Annotated in this window: 15 protein-coding genes; 13 read left to right on the top strand and 2 right to left on the bottom strand. The window is 61.1% G+C overall.

Annotation, left to right across the window (positions count from 1 at the left end; translation table 11 throughout):
• Window positions 1-94 precede the first annotated feature (94 nt).
• The 10 genes from CXY81_RS07925 to CXY81_RS07875 all read left to right on the top strand — a co-directional run bounded on the left by CXY81_RS07925 (window position 95) and on the right by CXY81_RS07875 (window position 9,293).
• Window positions 95-541: a hypothetical protein gene (locus tag CXY81_RS07925; protein ID WP_104194514.1), complete on the top strand. Its 447-nt coding sequence runs from the start codon at window positions 95-97 to the stop codon at window positions 539-541.
• Window positions 542-551: 10 nt separating this feature from the next.
• Window positions 552-1,589 (top strand): serine/threonine-protein kinase, encoded by a 1,038-nt coding sequence (locus tag CXY81_RS07920; RefSeq protein ID WP_104194513.1) that lies wholly within the window; start codon window positions 552-554, stop codon window positions 1,587-1,589.
• A 912-nt stretch (window positions 1,590-2,501) separates the two neighbouring features.
• Window positions 2,502-3,107: a hypothetical protein gene (locus CXY81_RS07915; protein ID WP_104194512.1), complete on the top strand. Its 606-nt coding sequence runs from the start codon at window positions 2,502-2,504 to the stop codon at window positions 3,105-3,107.
• On the top strand, window positions 3,108-3,476 hold the full coding sequence (locus CXY81_RS07910; RefSeq protein ID WP_104194511.1) for a hypothetical protein: 369 nt from the start codon (window positions 3,108-3,110) through the stop codon (window positions 3,474-3,476).
• 143 nt (window positions 3,477-3,619) lie between these two features.
• Window positions 3,620-4,576: a hypothetical protein gene (locus CXY81_RS07905; RefSeq protein WP_104194510.1), complete on the top strand. Its 957-nt coding sequence runs from the start codon at window positions 3,620-3,622 to the stop codon at window positions 4,574-4,576.
• A 586-nt stretch (window positions 4,577-5,162) separates the two neighbouring features.
• Complete coding sequence (locus CXY81_RS07895) at window positions 5,163-5,771, top strand: hypothetical protein (protein WP_146067653.1); 609 nt, start codon at window positions 5,163-5,165, stop codon at window positions 5,769-5,771.
• Window positions 5,772-5,857: 86 nt separating this feature from the next.
• Window positions 5,858-6,181, top strand: coding sequence for a hypothetical protein (locus tag CXY81_RS07890; protein WP_146067652.1), 324 nt, complete (start codon window positions 5,858-5,860; stop codon window positions 6,179-6,181).
• 195 nt (window positions 6,182-6,376) lie between these two features.
• Window positions 6,377-6,931: a GIY-YIG nuclease family protein gene (locus CXY81_RS07885; RefSeq protein ID WP_104194506.1), complete on the top strand. Its 555-nt coding sequence runs from the start codon at window positions 6,377-6,379 to the stop codon at window positions 6,929-6,931.
• 149 nt (window positions 6,932-7,080) lie between these two features.
• Window positions 7,081-7,656 (top strand): hypothetical protein, encoded by a 576-nt coding sequence (locus CXY81_RS07880; RefSeq protein WP_104194553.1) that lies wholly within the window; start codon window positions 7,081-7,083, stop codon window positions 7,654-7,656.
• A 455-nt stretch (window positions 7,657-8,111) separates the two neighbouring features.
• Entirely contained in the window at window positions 8,112-9,293 is a 1,182-nt protein-coding gene (locus CXY81_RS07875) for an IS30 family transposase (RefSeq protein ID WP_206750598.1), read from the top strand.
• A 103-nt stretch (window positions 9,294-9,396) separates the two neighbouring features.
• Here the strand turns inward: CXY81_RS07875 and CXY81_RS07870 are convergent, their stop codons facing one another.
• A complete protein-coding gene (locus tag CXY81_RS07870) occupies window positions 9,397-9,996 on the bottom strand; it encodes a GNAT family N-acetyltransferase (RefSeq protein ID WP_146067651.1) in 600 nt (199 codons plus the stop codon).
• A gap of 283 nt (window positions 9,997-10,279) precedes the next feature.
• On the opposite strand from CXY81_RS07870, the gene CXY81_RS07865 reads away from it, so the two are divergent.
• From CXY81_RS07865 to CXY81_RS07855, 3 genes are all read left to right on the top strand, one after another.
• Window positions 10,280-11,272: a DUF1837 domain-containing protein gene (locus CXY81_RS07865; protein WP_104194551.1), complete on the top strand. Its 993-nt coding sequence runs from the start codon at window positions 10,280-10,282 to the stop codon at window positions 11,270-11,272.
• Window positions 11,273-13,948, top strand: coding sequence for a DEAD/DEAH box helicase (locus CXY81_RS07860; protein WP_104194504.1), 2,676 nt, complete (start codon window positions 11,273-11,275; stop codon window positions 13,946-13,948).
• A 450-nt stretch (window positions 13,949-14,398) separates the two neighbouring features.
• Window positions 14,399-15,085 carry a nuclease-related domain-containing protein gene (locus CXY81_RS07855; RefSeq protein ID WP_233194059.1) on the top strand — a complete coding sequence of 229 codons (687 nt, stop codon included), beginning with the start codon at window positions 14,399-14,401 and terminating at the stop codon, window positions 15,083-15,085.
• Window positions 15,086-15,231: 146 nt separating this feature from the next.
• Here CXY81_RS07855 and CXY81_RS07850 read toward each other — a convergent pair whose 3' ends face one another.
• Window positions 15,232-16,062: a hypothetical protein gene (locus tag CXY81_RS07850; RefSeq protein ID WP_233194058.1), complete on the bottom strand. Its 831-nt coding sequence runs from the start codon at window positions 16,060-16,062 to the stop codon at window positions 15,232-15,234.
• Window positions 16,063-16,303: the final 241 nt, after the last annotated feature.

The following is a 16,303-nucleotide window of genomic DNA, read 5'->3' as shown; positions in this document are numbered from 1 at the left end:
ACAGCAGGGAACTACTGTTCGCTCGGTCGGAATCAACGTTGAGGGCTGCACCCATGTACCTGACGACAACTGTTTCTCAGAGGAGCGCGGGGCTGTGAAGGTCATCGGCATTAAGAATGGCAAGGACACCTTGGGCTGGGTGATTGTCGAGGGGGCTGACCGGGCTGACGCTGCAGTGTTGGATTTCAAGGAACTTTCCGCGCCTTCAGGCGACCGGGCAGGACAACTCGCCTGGCTGCGGCGAGAGCTGATCGAGGTTCTGTCACGCCGGGACGTCGACCGTGCTTCGTTGCGGTTGGCGGAGTCTGGACCGTCGGGTGCGCCAAATTTCGGCAGAGCGGAAATGGACGGGGTTACTCAAGCCACGTTGGCCGAACTCAATGTGCCAGTGAAGAGTTTCAAGAGCGCAACGGTGAGAAGCTCATTCGGAAAGAGTAAAGCGGCTGCGGAGGCCGCCATCGACCTTGTCCCTTGTGTCGCCGCTTCGGCCAAGACTCGACGAGATCAGCTCATCGTCGCCGTAGCGCAGTTCTCGATTTAGGCGTCGACCAGTGTCGTACTCGCAGATTCGGCTCTTGGGTTCGGGCTACTTCGGTGAAGTGTGGTTGGAATCTGATGACGCACTGGGACGAGAGTGCGCCTCCAAATATCTGAATCCACAGCGGCTCACCCCTGGATCCGACGTCCACGCTGAGGCCCAGGCGATGGTGGCAGCTGAGCATCCGAACGTGGTCCAGGTATATTCAGCGGACGAAATTGGGGGAGTGCCGGTGATCCGTATGGAGTATCTGCCGGGTGGCAGCGTAGAGGACCGCTATCGCGGAGTCGCTGTCTCTGTCGGTGACGGTGTCCGACTCATGGAGGAAGCCTGTCGAGGAGTGGAGCACCTGCACTCTCGAGGGTTGCTTCACCGAGATATCAAGCCTGCCAATCTGATGCTCGACGGAAGCGGAGCTGTCAAAGTGAGCGACTTCGGCCTTTCCTGCCGGAGTGGCGCGACTTCAGGCATCCCGCCATGGAGCTACGTCATGCATTTACCTCCCGAGGCCGTGGGAACGGTCACGGGGATTGACACACCGGTTGGAGATGTCTACGGATTGGGGATCACTGCGTACAGACTCCTTAACGGTGACTCGGTCCTCAAACAGTCGGGCATTGCCCCCGGCGAGATCCAGGCCGCGATCGTCGCCGGTACATTCCCGGACCGAGACCTGTGGCTCCCGCATATTCATGCGCCGCTGAGAAAGGTCATCCGCAAAGCCCTGAACGTGAAACCGGGAGCACGGTATCAAAGTGCGGCCGACTTGCGACATGCCATGGAAAAGGCGCGCCCGACGGTGTCCTGGGATCCAACCGTCGCCGGTGCCAGCCCCTCATATTGGGCGGGCACCTCCGGTGAGGGCGGCACGGAATGGCGCGGAGAGATCGATTCGGCGCCGCGCGGCGCTCACCGTTTCTCGTTGGGCAGGCGCTTGCCAGGACGGAGCTGGCGCAATGTGGGTGCAGACTCCATCACGTTTGGGACCTCACGGGAGGCCAAGACACACGCCGAACGTGTGCTTGGGCGAATCGCCGAGAACGGTATTTGAACGTTGCAAGTCCACCGTCCAGTCACGTTGAAGGCAATGGCAGACCGGTCATATGTACCCTTATCGGCCAGCCGCCCACCCCGACCGCCCCGATCCGACCGCCGACCTTCCTGGTATCGGCCCGGCCGGGTCGGACCCGAAAGGCCTGAGGATTGTCCTGGTCGGCGGTCCGCAGGCGACGCGGAACCCGAATCCGGGGCCTCCAACGCGGGTCGCTGGGGGCCCGGGCTGGTCGTTTCCGGAACAAAAATGGCGCTCCGGGCCGTGTGGCGGACCAATTTCGAAATTTCTTTTGCGCCGGATCCCGGCGGCCGGAACCGTCCCCGCGCCCGCGGACGGTGGCGAAGGCCGGCCAGATGCGGGCGCATCGGGCTCTTCCCGATTCACTTTTTGACTTGACGGTTTTTACCGGTTTTGCCGCTCAGGCGCCCGAATTCCGTGATCCGGTGCGGACGGGAATTCACTTTTTGACCGCCGTGACGGCCGGGAATCCGATTCGTGCGCCGGGTCGGGTCGCGGGTTCCCCGGGCCGGCCAGCGGACACCGCGGTCACGGGCCGCGCCCCACCAGCGGGATCCGGGCCCGTCGGGCACGCAGTTCCGGTCGAACCGGTGGGCCACGGATCCGGAATGGGGGACGCGACGGCGCGGCCGAAAACCTCGATTTCTTCCTTGACGCTTTTGACGGGATGGCAGTGCAGGCCCGGGTCTGACGGATTCAATTTTTAGTCGATTTCTACTTGACGCTTTGGACAGGCCGCGAAGGGAAATGCCTAAATAAACCTCACGTCTGAGTGCTTGGGAGGGAATTGGGGCGCCTTGCGCCGGCGGGGTGGCGGCCCTCAGATCCGGTAGCGTTCATCTTCGTCAGCGCGGCAGTGCGGGCACGAGAGCGTTCGAAGCAAGGAGAATCATGAAGTCAGCAGCCCTGCCGGTGGCGGCCGTTATCCGCCACGACCTCGGTCTGGCCCGGCACGAGGCGGCCCACGTTCTGGCGTGTCTCGCCGTGGGCGGCAGCCTTGTTTCGGCTAGGTCGAGTGCCGACGGTTTGTGCACGCTGGTCGGGCTGGACGCCGGGGCGGATCCGACAGCTCCGGGCCGCATCTCTATGGCCGGTCCCTGCCTGGAGATCGTGATCGAGACGATCGAGGGCGAGGGGGATGCTGGCGAGACGATGGTGCAGATGCTGGAATCTTGGCGAGACGACGCTGCCCACGGCGACGGGGCGTACCTGGATGACATGGTCGCCGCGAACGGATTCGTCGCTGAGGTGGCCGCATGGGCGCTGGCCTTCTGCACCGTCAACTCCGACCTCATCGACGAGGCCGCGCTAATGATCATCCACGCCGGCGGCCCGGTCGAGTTCGCGACGTTCGCGGCGCGGTTCAACGGCCGGATCGCGGACGTCGAACCGGAAGCGCTGGACGCCGCCGAGTGCTTGCTCGTCGGATCCCTGTGGGCCCTTGAACGTATCGACGAGGCCGTCGCCGAGTACCTGAGCGACCAGGCGGTCCGGTAGATGACGCGACTCAGCCCCGAGGACGAAGAGGGCCTGTCCCGCGCGATCTCGGAGGCCGTCACCGGCGTGCTCAACAAGCGCGGTGCCCGCGCCGGCCTCCCACCGTTGAGTTGGAGGCTCAGTTCCGAACTGGAGACTGACTTTGAGGGCACCCACCCTGGTGGCCGTGAACAGCCCGATGCCGAAGCGCTGTGTGCGTCCTGGGCGGACCACCTGGGGCTGGCCGAGTGGGGTGCAGGCTATCCGGAGGAGGGCAGCCGGCTGTGGGCGGCCAGACTCGGCAACTGGCGGCTCAGTGTCTTCGTTGTCACGGACCCCGAACTCTACCGGTCTGTGTACCCCGACGAGCCCGACGCGGACGGTTGGTAAGCCGGAAGCCGAAGGCGTCGCCCCGTTGGGTGAAAGGTCAGGTTACTGGTCAGTATTTGGGAGTCAATCGAATCGGCAGCAGTCCCGAGATCCGTGGGCGTGACGTCGATGCGATTCTGTAGTGCATCGATAGGCTCGAAACCGTGAACGACACCGCACCCTGGTACTGGGCGATCTGCGACAAGGTAGGCAGCGCCTTCGAAGTCGAATTCCAGCAGCTCGTCGGGTTTCACCGTGCGCACATTAACGCGTTCGCCGCGGCATATGAGCGAGCGGTGGAGGACGCGAATCAAAGCCTCAACCCGGAATTCTACGACCAAGGTGATGTCTACTGGGAGGCCGAGAAGATGGTCGGCGCTGACCCGGTACTAGCGTCCCAACACCTCGGGATGATGGTTCTCGTCAGGGCCGTATCCCTTGCCGAACTGACACTTGCGAAGGCAGCAGCAGTCTTCTTCATTAGTGATGAGGGCATCGTTTTCACGAACGGGAAGGCGTGGACTCGATCAAACGCCACCCTGTTTTACAGGACGATGCTGAAGTCGCCGTTTGACATCGATTCCAGAGGCATGGATGCAATCACTGAGCTTCGCAACACGTACGCGCACGGTTATGGAACGTTCAAAACTCGGGTGGACGCCGAAAAGCTGGAATCTCGCCTTCTCGGGATCATCGACACATCGCCCCCGAGCGACGAAGAAGTCGCCCACGGGTACGGGGACCGGCACTACGTGCTGGGGCAGCACAGCCGGAGCCTGGCCGACTTCCTAGAGCCGGAGACAGATCTGAGTCCGCTCACCGTGCATAGGCTTCTCGACGTGATCCACCGAACTGTCCAGGATGCATTGACCGCCGCGTCCGACGGGCTCAAAGATGAGGATGAGCTAGCGCAGGCCCGGTTCCTCAAGGACTGGGCCAAGCAAACCGGCTACACCCGCGACGGTCTCGAGGAACTCCACTACCGAGGTTCAGTGCGGATCCGCTTCCAAGGCAAACGTGTAGAAGTAATAGCCACAAGCGACGGCGAGCCCACCAATCTCGTGAATCTGATGGCAGACGGTGACTACGATGGGCGGGTTGAGCTGCGCACGCTGGTGTAGCCGAGGAAACGAACGCGGCACTCGGAAATTGTCACGGTGTCTGGGTTCGCCATGTGGTCCGGGGGAATGGCGTTAGCGAGCCGACGGGAGGAGCCCAACTTCGCTACCGCAGCCAGCTCGGTAGGAACCCCGGGAATCGAGCATCGGTCCCGCCCTCGCGATTCATCATGAGGAGGCCGTCACAGGATGGGAACGGGCTCACTTCACGTCACGCCCTCGCCAATACGACCAGTAGCAACTCGAACCGGATGACTATGGACTGCGGCCCAGTTTCGGCGGCAACCGTCATCGCCCTTGGGAGAGCCCGAAATTGGACATACGCACCGGACATCGGCCAGCTGCCGGCTCCGTCGTCCTTGGTGAGGGCGACCGAGAGCCGCAGATCGGTACCGGCCGAGCCAGATGATTCAGTGCATACCCAGCGAATCTCACTGCGCTCGATTACGACCTGGAGGACCTGCTGGCACGTTTCGCCGTGCAGGAAGCCAAGTTTCGGGCGGCTGACGACTCGCACGACCGTGAACCGGTCGGGGCCAGCCCGCGCGAAGTTGTAGGGTTCGAAGCATCCCTAGGCGAACGAGGTGTCATGAACGAACTTTCCGACTTTGATGTGCAAGACGGCTTACGAGACCTAGACGCAGCTCGGCATGGGGCGGCTCACATCATTGCTGCCCTTCACCTTGGCCAACGCTTCGGTTCGATGGGTCCAAACTCCGTTGGATGGTACGAAATTGTTCCTCCGATCCGTACGCCGGATTTTCAGACGAACGCGCGAATCGCGTTGGCAGGGCCTTGCATGGATCTCGCAGTTGAGCTCATCGAATTTGAAGGCGATGCCCCGGTGGTCCTTGGCTCGCTGGAGAGTTGGCGTGACGACCTGGTCAACCACGAAAGTGGCTACCGGTACGACATGATCGCTGCTCGCGGCGGAGCCGCCGACGCCGCAGCATGGTCGCTCGCTTTCTGCAGGGTCAATTTCGACCTCATCGATGAGGCCGCGATGATGCTCGTCCACGCTACAACGAACGTGGACTACAGGGACTTCGCTGCACGGCTGCACGGCCGAACCAAAGACGTCGACTCCGGCGCTCTTGATGTCGCCTGGTCTGACTTCGCTGGTGGATCAGTCCAGCTTGACCGTATCGACGAAGCCGTGCTGGAACGGCTATCCGGCTCGTGGGTGGGGGAACATTGAGTCTCAGTCCCGAGTGACGCGTCGTGGTTTTGCGCATCGCGTCAGACACCGAGTGCATCCAATACGTTCGATTAGGGATTAGAGCTGTGGGAAACATGCGAGTCGACGTTCGTCACCTTCGAGAGCTTCACCAGAAATTGGTCATAGCGCAGGACGAAAGTGAAGGGTGGCGGGACGCGATTGATGATTCCAAAAGCACGGTCGAGGACCTAATCCGGGACGCCGAAGCGCAGTATCCTCCAATCCTTGCTTTCGCGGAGATCAGTTCCAATGAGCGATTGGGGGACCAAGAGCAGTTCCAGATCGAACTTCGCGAGGAATCCGATCCCAGCGTGATAGCCGGCACGATCGAATTGACGCGGGAACAAATGCGAAGCCTTGTCGAGAGGCTGGAAGAGTCCGTGACGTAACCCTCAATCGACCATGTGGGCTATGGCCGCCCCCGCAGATCGGGGACTGTGGATGCATGAAGGAGAGGATGGACCGATGAGCAGCTGGAACGCGCGCGCTGCACTGCGCCTTCCGATACGCGCTGTGGGCACCGATGACGGGTCAATCGTCGATGATGATCTTTTGGACCATCAAGTGCTGAGCGAGGCGGGAGCATGACAGCACGCGAATCGCTGTTCGATGAAGCCTCGTTCCGAACAGCGGGCGACTGGGACGCTGACATCCCTGACGAGTACGGGGTCTATGCAATTCGTCTCAGAGAGGGCTCTGCACTGCCGGAGCCGTTCGGGCGCATCCTTGACCAACGCGGCGACCGACTGATCTACATCGGGAAGGGGGAGGAGCAAACCCTATTAGTGCGACTGCTCGGAAACGAACTCCGAGCAAAAGGGAACGGCACGTTCTTCCGGAGCCTCGGAGCCGTGCTCGGCTACCGGCCGCCGCAGGGCTCGCTTGCCGGACGCAGGCGTCAACAGAACTACCGGTTCGTTCCCCTCGACCGCGACGCTATCGTCAATTGGATCAACCGCAGTCTTGAAGTGAGCTGGGTTGTTTTAGCCCAGAACGACGTGCGCCGAGCGGAGGTTGGTCTAATTAAGAGGCACACGCCGCTCCTGAACCTTCAGGAAAACCCGCGGGCGCTGCCGGAGCTGAGCGCCGTGCGCGCGCTCTGTCGACAGGTTGCGGTAACGCCTGGTACTAGCCGGTAGTCCATGATGGCCGGGCGGCCCCTGCTCACGAGACACGTTTCTCGTGCACCAGCGGGTGAGCCGATGCAGAACGTCCGGGTGCACGAAGGCGGTCCGGGTCTGGTGAGCATTGTCGGATCCGGTCTGCAAACCCTGCCATGCTGACCAGCATGGTAGATACCAAGATGAGCAAGTCGGCCGGTGAGCATTGGACCTGTGCCGCGCTCTCCCTCCTCGGATGGGGCGTCGCGCTCACGCGCGATGGTCTCGAGCGAACGGACATACTCGCAGTGCAAACGACAGGCGATCGGCGGATGATCGAGGTCCAGGTGAAAGCTGCACGTGGTCTTGGCGACAAGATTAGTTGGCCTTTGGGCCCCAACGCTCAGCTGCCCTCGATTTCCGACCGGGAATGGTTTGTGCTCGTGATGCTCCCCGACAATCTGGTGAAGTCACCGCGGGCGTTTGTCGTACCGCGCGACCATGTCGCAGCGGCCGCGTGGATCTCGCACATGAACTGGCTCACCGACCCGTCCGCGGAGCCGGGGAAACGCAATGCCCCAGTGGAAAGAGCACGGGTGTTAGCTCCGATTTGGAGCCGCTACGAGAACCGGTGGGATCTCCTCGATGGAAGCGCACGCGAAGCACCGGTACTTCTCCCGCCGGAGTACCGAGATCTTGCGCGTGATCCGCGAGTTGGGCTCCCGCCCGAGCACCCGTGGCATTCTGGCATACCGGAATGGTGACGACGTATGCTCGATGCGTCCCGTGCCCCAAGTGGGGTGACCGTTGGGACAGAGGCAGTGTTGCCTTCTGACAAGCTCGTATCAAGCAGCTCAACTTTCGGGTGAGGTCTGGTTTCAAAATACCGTCGACACTCGAGGAGCACATTCTTCTGATACTCATTGGTTGACTGACCGTCAAAAGCCTCGCGGATCTTCTCGATGAGGAATGCGACCCGCTCTTGAATAGCTTCCAAGGTTCCGGCGCCTGGTCAAAGGTCTGATCCTAAACCGTGACACGTGGCACACATTCACGCGCCGAATCCCGGCTGTTCTAGGGACGGATCAGAATGGTAAGAACCTCCCACCGCTGCGGCGTCGCCGGAACGGATCGATTCTGTTAACGCCAACTGAAAACAGGGCCAGAAACGCCGGGCGAGTTCTAGGTCTCGTCGCAACACTCCACCAAGATTTGGAGTGTGAAGATGGCCAGACGTGGGCGCAAGAGAAACCTCAACCGCGAAGACGAGTATTGGAAACTCATACTTGCCGGGATCGGACCGATCGCCGCCGCGAAGCGCGTGGGGATCGGACGCACGACCGGTCACCGTTGGCGATCTCAACGTGGTGGGATCGCGCCGCTACGACTTGCTGAGGCAGACAGACACGAACGGTACCTGAGCCTGATCGAACGTGAGCGGATCGCTTTGTTCAGGCGAGAAGGATTGTCCATCCGGGAGATCTCCAGGCGACTCGGCCGGTCACCGTCGACGATCAGCCGCGAGCTTCGCCGCAATATGCGCAAACACGACCGCGGCCAGTACGACGCTGTCCTGGCCCACGCACGAGCTCGAGAGAAGGCCCGACGGGTGCGAGCTGGGCGCATCGGACAAGACCCTCAGCTCCGCGACTTGGTCCAGGACAAGCTGAAACTGGATTGGAGCCCCGAACAGATCAGCCACTGGCTACGAGACACTCACCCGCAGAAACGATTGTGGCACGTGTGCCACGAAACGATCTACCAAGCCCTGTACTGGCCAGGAAACAGCGGATTGACCAGGAAATTGACACCACATCTCCGAACGGGCCGACCACTGCGCAAGCGTCGACGACGCCCCGACGTACGTGCCCCACGCTTCATCGCACCGGCGACCTTGATCGACCACCGCCCCCAGGTCGTGGACGACCGGTCCCGGTTCGGAGACTGGGAAGGAGACCTCATCATCGGCACGCGCACCCGGTCGGCGATCGGCACCCTGGTCGACCGCAAGAGCGGCTACGCCGTCCTCCTCCACCTCCCCGGCGGGCACACAGCAGCTGAAGTCAACGCATCGCTCGTCACCGCGATGTCTGCCCTACCTCAGGAACTCCGGCGGACTTTGACCTGGGACCAGGGCGCCGAAATGGCCAGCCACGACAAGATCGCCTCCCTCTTCACCGACGGTGTGTTCTTCGCTCACGCCGGCAAGCCCTGGCAGCGCGGCTCCAACGAGAACATGAACGGACTGCTGCGACAGTACTTCCCCAAGCACACCGACCTCGCCATCCACAGCGCCGACGACCTCGCTGCAGTCGCCGCCAAGATCAACAACAGACCCCGGAAACGCCTCGGTTGGACAACACCAGCCGAACTCCTCGTCGACGAACTAGAATCCAGCTAACCAACCAGTGTTGCGACGACCGCTGGAATTCGCCCTAGAACTCGCCTGGCAGAAGTGGCCCTGTTTTCAGTCGGCGTTAACAGATTCCGGTCGACCTCTTTAGTCACGGTTCGACTGGTGGACGTTGGATGACCCAAGCGCGGTAGCCGAGTCCTCGTTGGATACCAAGGTTGCTATCCCGGTAAGTGCCGAGGCGGACCCTTCGAATGCTCGCGCCGATTGACTTGGCGAACATTTCGTTCAGCGACCGTGCGGCGGTGTTGTCGTCTTGGGTGGCAAGTGCGATATCGCGCCGAGGCCCCCGATCCGCTGTGGCGGTGAGCAATGCCAGGCCCGCTCCTCGTCGCTGCGCAGCCGGAGCAACTGCGACTACCTGGATGAACAACGGGTCTGAGGCTTTGAGCCCCGGGGATGAGATGCAGAAGCCGATATGAACGTCGTCGATCTCGGCCAGGAGCACGAGCTGTTCGGCAATCGTCAAGGCGTTGTCTCGTACAGATCGGACCGATATCGGCGAACACAGAACTTGCAAGTCCTTCATTCGGCGGCCGTCTTGTGGATCCGCGGTCGCTTCCCGGATCGAGACTTCGGCCGACGAAAGAGTCATCAACCGTTCAGCCCATCCGCCAAATTCTGGATCGCTGCGGAGAGGCAAGGTCGGTTCTAACGCCTCGTACTCGCAGTCGCTCACATTCTTGGACACGTTCGAACACTACTGCGTCGGATCAGCGATGAACTTTAAGGCTGGTCCCGGGCTCGACCGTTGCCGAGCAGGTCGGGCGCTTGGTGTGGCCCCGGGGCCTACCGAGGCAATGCGCTCAAACCACGTTGCCGAATCAAATGCTGCAAGGGAGCAAAGTGTGCCTGTCTGGAGGACACCCAAAATAGGGGGCTTCATGAGCACTCATCGCCGTGCCGTCACGATATCAGCGAACGAAGGGCCATTCTGGGTACGAATCCCTGTGCGTTCGATCGAGGAGCCCCAAATGACCGACGCACTAGCCCCGGCGCTGCCGCTATCGCTCCTTGCCTCAAACCGCGAGCAGTTCAGTGCGGTCTTCTATGAGCCCGTGAGTGTTGCGTTGCAGACAAAAACGAACTTGCACCTGCACATCCTGCGTGTCCAAAACGGCGACTTCGACCTCCCCGGGCTGTACCGCGTTCTGAAGAACAATAGCGTCGCCTACGTCCTTTCGCGCCTCAACTACCAGAAGGCGCTTGGAGATCCGGGCCGGATGATGGAAGTTGCCGCAAAGGTCCAGTCACAGTTCCGGCTGCCCGATAGCAACGCTGGTGAGGGGGGAGAAGTTATTTTGTATTCGTTGCTTGAAGGGCATCTTGGAGCGCCGAAGGTCTTGTCGAAGATGGAACTGAAGACAAGTAGTGGCCACTATGTCCACGGCTCCGACGGTGTCCACCTGCTGCGCATTGACGAGAACACGTATCAGCTGATCTTCGGCGAATCCAAGATGTACGGCGATGCGGGCACGGTTGGAGCCAGCCCGAAGCGAGGAATCCAAGCGGCCTTCAAATCTGTCGGACAGGTGCACGACGACGGCTTCGACTTCGACACGTGGCTCGTCCAATCCGAGCTCCTCAAAGAAGAGGTGGACGAGGTAAACCTCGCGACGCTCTCAGCAATCTTGCTGCCATCGGCGACTGGCGGGCATGACGCGATCAAGAAGCACAACGCGTTTGGCCTCTTTGTGGGGTACGAGATCGATGTCACAGACATGAGAGTTGAAGAAATGGAACTAGACGAGATCGAGGTTGAGCTGAAGAAGCGAGCAACGGATGCGATTACCAGTCAACACGATCTCATCAAGCAAGAGATTACGGACCGTGGGCTTGGCATTTATCCGGTCCACATCTACGCACTCCCGTTCGCCAAACGCGGCGTGGGCGACAAAGCACAAGGAATCGACAAGGTTCGCAGTGAGCTCGCCGCACAGCTGGGAAACCACAAGGTAGTGAAGTAGGTGGCGGCACGAATCGTGGCCGACGCGTTGAGTGATCTCATCGTCGCCCGAGACGACTATGTGCAGGACCTTTCGACCTTAGAACAAGGTGTCTCCGAGGCGTTCCTCACGGGGAGTACCTCGGTGCATGCGGACGACGACTTGGTCGGTCGGTTGCTCCGATACGCCGACATCCTGTCCCATTCGACGCTTCCCAATCATCGTGAAACCGCCTACAACCTGATTGCGCTCCTTCGTGAATATGAAGAACTCGTCGGGCTGTCCGAGCGAGCGAGCAATCGAGCCGCCGCGGTTACGACGGCGGTCCTCATCGAACTGGGCAACTTCCCTGGCCTTCGGACGCTTTCGAACGTCAGCGACACGTCGTATTCGCTTCCCGTGTCGCGCGGCATTTTGCGTGCAGCGAAGGAAATCATGCAGGCCACGAAGCGTGGCAATGCGACGTTTACCGATACCCAGTTCGAGATCGCGGAGCGCATGCGCGGCGAGGACTTCTTTAGCTTCTCGGGACCGACCTCGCTTGGGAAGTCGTTCATCCTGAAGGACGCGATCTACGACATCGTGCGCCGTTCCGATCTCGACGAGCACTGCGTCGTTGTTCTAGTGCCTACGAAGGCATTGATCGGTCAAACTGCCGCTGACCTGAGAGAACTGCTTCGTGATGTTCCGGAGGTCAATATCGCGACCTTCCCATCGCTTCCTTTGTATCTTCGGCAGACCTACCCTCGCACGATCTTCGTGCTGACGCCGGAGCGTTTGCTGCGCTACCTATCAAACCCTGTCCGGGACATTGACTATCTGATCGTCGATGAGGCGCAGAAGGTGATCGCCAAGAAGGATGCGCGCTCCTCGATTTATTACCACGCCATCGTTGAGACGACTCGGCGCTTTGCCACCAAGCTGGTCTTCGCGTCGCCGAGCATCAAGAATCCAGAGCTCTTCCTAGAGCTGTTTGGCAAGGCAACGAATGGTGCATTCGCTGTAAAGGAGCGAACGGTGGCGCAGCAGCGTTACTTCGTTGATCTTGTCGACAGCAAGCAGCACTATCTGTCCGGGGCGGCGGGTGGTGACGGAGAACTGGAACAAGCCCCGGAGGCCAGCAATGCGATTGAGCTCATCACGTCTCTGAGTGGTGACCGAAAGTCGATCGTCTACATCAATAGCTCTGCAAAGTCTGCTCAGTTCGCGCTGGAGCTTGCTGGCGTGCTTCCGGTGGTCTCTGATCCAAAGATCGATTCGCTCATAAAGTTCGTAAAGGAGCATATCCATAAGGACTACTTCCTGGTCACGACACTTGCGCACGGAGTGGCGTTCCACCATGGCAAGATGCCCCAGGAAGTGCGCGAAAAGGTCGAGGCGTGTTTCTCCGATCCAGAGTCACAACTTCAGTACGTCGTGTGCACATCAACGCTCCTCGAGGGCGTGAACCTCCCGGCGAAGAACATCTTCGTCCTCAACGACACGCATGGCCCCTCAGTCTTCGGCAAGATCGACTTCGAGAACCTTGCCGGGCGAGCCGGCCGCTTGACCTATGATTTCTCCGGCAACGTTATATGCGTTCGACACGAGTCGAACGGTTGGAGCGAGAGTCGGCGCCAACTGATCCCACGCGGCGAGCCGATCATCGCTGAGAGCTTTCTCGTCAACCCGGGAAATAAGCGAAAGGACTTCACCGATATTGGCCACGTCCTACGGGGCGAGCCAATACCTGGCAATCCGTCGAATGATGCGAAGCGCACGGTGGAGCAGTACTCATCGATCCTGCTGCTACATGTCCTTGGGAAGCAGCAGACATCCCTTCGTGCCCTCTTCCTCGAAAAGGTCTCTGGCGGCGCGAAGCTTCTAGAGAAGGCCGTGAGTGCTTTCGTGGGATCAGAAGAGGTACTCAGACGCTCTCCGGGGATTCGACCCAGGTACCAGGGTGCAATCTGGGAAGAACTAAGTAACGGCAAAGCCGGTGCGCTAGTTCCATCCAAGATAAGCGAACTGGACTTCGACTTAATCGAGAAGATCCTCGTTCGCCTAGGCAATGTCTACGACTGGATCGAGGAAGAGTCCGGCGGCAAGGATCCGCTCGTTCCTTCCAAAGACCCGGGCTACACCGCGCGTCTTCGCTACTGGGCAACGCTGATGTCTTACTGGGTCAGGGGGGACCCGCTCGTTCTCGTTATTAGCCGCACAATTGCCTATCACGCTAAAAGGGGCACGATCACCTACCGCGACTACGCCCAGTCGCCCTACTTGATCGAAGAGACGTTTAATTCTGGCGATCCTAAGCATGTCAACCTCATCATTGAGGAGACTATGCGCGACCTCGAGACTGGACTGCGCTTCAAGATCATTAGTTACCTCGAGAACTACTACGACCTCACGGTTCAGGCGTTGGGCTCTGAAAATGCGGGGATCAACGTCGCGAAGCTGGTTGAATACGGCTCGAGCGATCCGAAGGTGATCAACCTGCAGGAGGTCGGATTTTCACGCAGCGTCGCGCTGGATCTCCTCGGCAAACATTCGAGCCACCTGAGCTTCACGGCGAGCGGCGAGTTGCTTGCAGTCAATCTCGATACTCTTCTTGCGGTCGCCGACCTCGCCGAGGACACGAAGGCAGAGATGGAGAACATCCTCCGCAAGGCGCCGATATCGGTTGGTGAACTCGGGAATCCGGATTCACACTGAATGGATGCTCGCGCAACCTCGTAGTTGAAACTCAGTTCGCTCTTATATCGCTGGGTGTTCTGCCAGTGTGAGGCGGCGGAGATTGCAACCTCCATGGAGACTGTAGCGACTGGCGAACGCCCCCAGAACCCGGATAACGTGGGCGGCCAAGGGGTCGTCGTACCCGGGGGCAACTTCCTGTCAAGACAGCGACGGAGTCGCCGTAGTGTCTACCGTAGTGTGTCTATCGTGAGCGGAGACGCGGCGTTGACGCCGAAGAGGATGAGACTTCGGTATGCGGGGCAGTGCCGACTCTGCACCGTTGAGATCGGCGCGGGCACGATGGCGGTCTACGAGCGAGAAACCAAGACCGTGACCTGCGCGCAGTGCCAACTGGAGTTACCAGTGGCCGTTCCTGAGGCCGCTGGCCCGACTGAGGCTGAGCCCGGTGACGCCTCGAGGCCCGGCGCCGTGGCATCCTCGCCAGAGCCCGTCGAGACCTTCGCGGGAACGGCCGGCGCGTCGGCCAAACGGGAGTACGAGCGGCGCAAGGACAAACGGGAGACCCGGATCCGGGAAGCCCACCCGCACCTGGGCGCTCTCATCCTGGCCGTGAGCGATGACCCGCAGAGCACCCGGGCGTGGGCGGTCGGAGCGCGCGGGGAGGAAGTCCTCGGTCAGCGTCTCGACCGGATCGCCGGGCCGGGCGTTCACGTTCTGCACGACCGTCGCATCCCTGGGACCCGAGCCAACATCGATCACATCGTCGTGTGCCCCTCGGGGGTCTTCGTCATCGACGCCAAGAAATACCAGGGTCGCCCCAGCCTCCGCGTTGACGGAGGCCTGTTCCGGCCGCGGACCGAGACCCTGATGGTGGGGTCGCGCGACTGTAGCAAGCTGGTCGCCGGCGCCCGCAAGCAGGTCGCCCTGGTTCGAGCGGCCCTCGACCACGCCGGCCTGGCGGAGATTCCCGTGCACGGGGTGCTCTGCTTCGTGGAGGCCGACTGGCCCCTGATCGGCGGTGCCTTCACGACCGGCGCCGTCCACGTCCTGTGGCCCCGGAAGGCCATCGAGCTCGTATCAAAGCCCGGGCCCGTGAACGATCAGAGGGCCAGGGAGATACATCGGAGCCTCACGTCGTCGTTCCCGGCCGCGTGACCGGTCATCCGCCGTAGTCGGTTTTAGCCGCGGTCGCCGGCGGATCTCCACCGCGGCTGACCTCAACACTGGCATGGCACTGGCGGGTTTCGGCCCTGCTGACATAACCGGTCCTATCGGCCAAACCCTCGGGCGGCTTGACGGTTTCAGAGCTCGGGGTTACAGCCGTCCGCGGTGACGGCCTGCTGGGAATCCACCCACCAGATCGAGATGCCCGCCGCGTCGAGGGACGACTTCGTCTCGGCGTAGAGCGTTCGATAACGAAGGAAGTCCGGAAGGGCAACGACGCTGTGGACGTCGGGTTGGTTCCCGCGCAGTTTTATCGCAGCGAGCAGGGCCTGCCCGTACCAGTGGCCCGCTTGCGTGCTCGGTGAGGTGCGCTTCGATTCGGTGGCCCGGGCTGGATCTGCATAACCCCGGGACGGGTACCCCTTGACCTCGATACCAACGGTCTCGTCTCCCCGCGCTGCGACGACGTCAATGCCGCGTTCCCTCGTCGCAGTGTTCGCCACCGACAGAATGCGCCACCCGCGACCCGCCAACCAGGTGACGATTGCCGACTGAACGTTCGCTTCGGTGTGCCACGACTCATCGACCAGCGGTGATGGTGATGTGGCTGACACTTCGGCGGGCTCCGAAGCGGGTGGGCTGATCTCGCCCCGGATCTCGTAGCCGAGGGTCGCGAGGTGTCTCCTGGCGGCCCGAGACTTGAAATCTGCCCGGGGAATGCCGGTCGCCGTCTCGAATGCTTGCATGACCGGGAACCAGGTGGCGTTGACTCGAACTGCATGCTTCAGGATGACTTCTGGGGCCGCCTCCGTGAGTCGCGCTGACACGGTCGCACGCGCAAGCTCATGCTGTATCCCGTTGAGGGTGAACCCGATCGCGCGGTCTTCCGTGCCGTCCCTGGCAAATGCGAGTGAGGGGTCTGCCTGCTCGGTGACCCCGTTGCTGTCGGGAATTGAGGACGTCGTCATCACCCGAGCATACGATGGGGCGGCACTAGAGAGAGTAGAGAAGCCCCCGACTGGCACCGATTCAAGGGCGTGATATCCAACTCAGTTCGCTCTTTAGAACCCGCGCGAATTACGTCGAAGCTGCAAGTATCCGCGCTTGGCGCAGAGATCCTGCCACGCTTCCTCGTCAACGGCGCGGTAGTGGCGACCTCGGACAGCACAGATTCGAGTCCAGCCCTCTCGGCTTACAAGATTTTCCGCG

Source organism: Cryobacterium sp. M25 (assembly GCF_002929635.1).
Classification (GTDB): domain Bacteria; phylum Actinomycetota; class Actinomycetes; order Actinomycetales; family Microbacteriaceae; genus Cryobacterium; species Cryobacterium sandaracinum.
Note: the sequence above shows the minus strand (reverse complement) of the source record. Positions and strands in the feature narration are given on the sequence as shown.

Excerpts from the sequence above, each read along its gene's own strand:
- CXY81_RS07915 (WP_104194512.1), top strand. The coding sequence starts at position 2,502 with ATGAAGTCAGCAGCCCTGCCGGTGGCGGCCGTTATCCGCCACGACCTC.
- CXY81_RS07910 (WP_104194511.1), top strand. The coding sequence starts at position 3,108 with ATGACGCGACTCAGCCCCGAGGACGAAGAGGGCCTGTCCCGCGCGATC.
- CXY81_RS07895 (WP_146067653.1), top strand. The coding sequence starts at position 5,163 with ATGAACGAACTTTCCGACTTTGATGTGCAAGACGGCTTACGAGACCTA.
- CXY81_RS07885 (WP_104194506.1), top strand. The coding sequence starts at position 6,377 with ATGACAGCACGCGAATCGCTGTTCGATGAAGCCTCGTTCCGAACAGCG.
- CXY81_RS07880 (WP_104194553.1), top strand. The coding sequence starts at position 7,081 with ATGGTAGATACCAAGATGAGCAAGTCGGCCGGTGAGCATTGGACCTGT.
- CXY81_RS07865 (WP_104194551.1), top strand. The coding sequence starts at position 10,280 with ATGACCGACGCACTAGCCCCGGCGCTGCCGCTATCGCTCCTTGCCTCA.
- CXY81_RS07850 (WP_233194058.1), bottom strand. The coding sequence starts at position 16,062 with ATGACGACGTCCTCAATTCCCGACAGCAACGGGGTCACCGAGCAGGCA.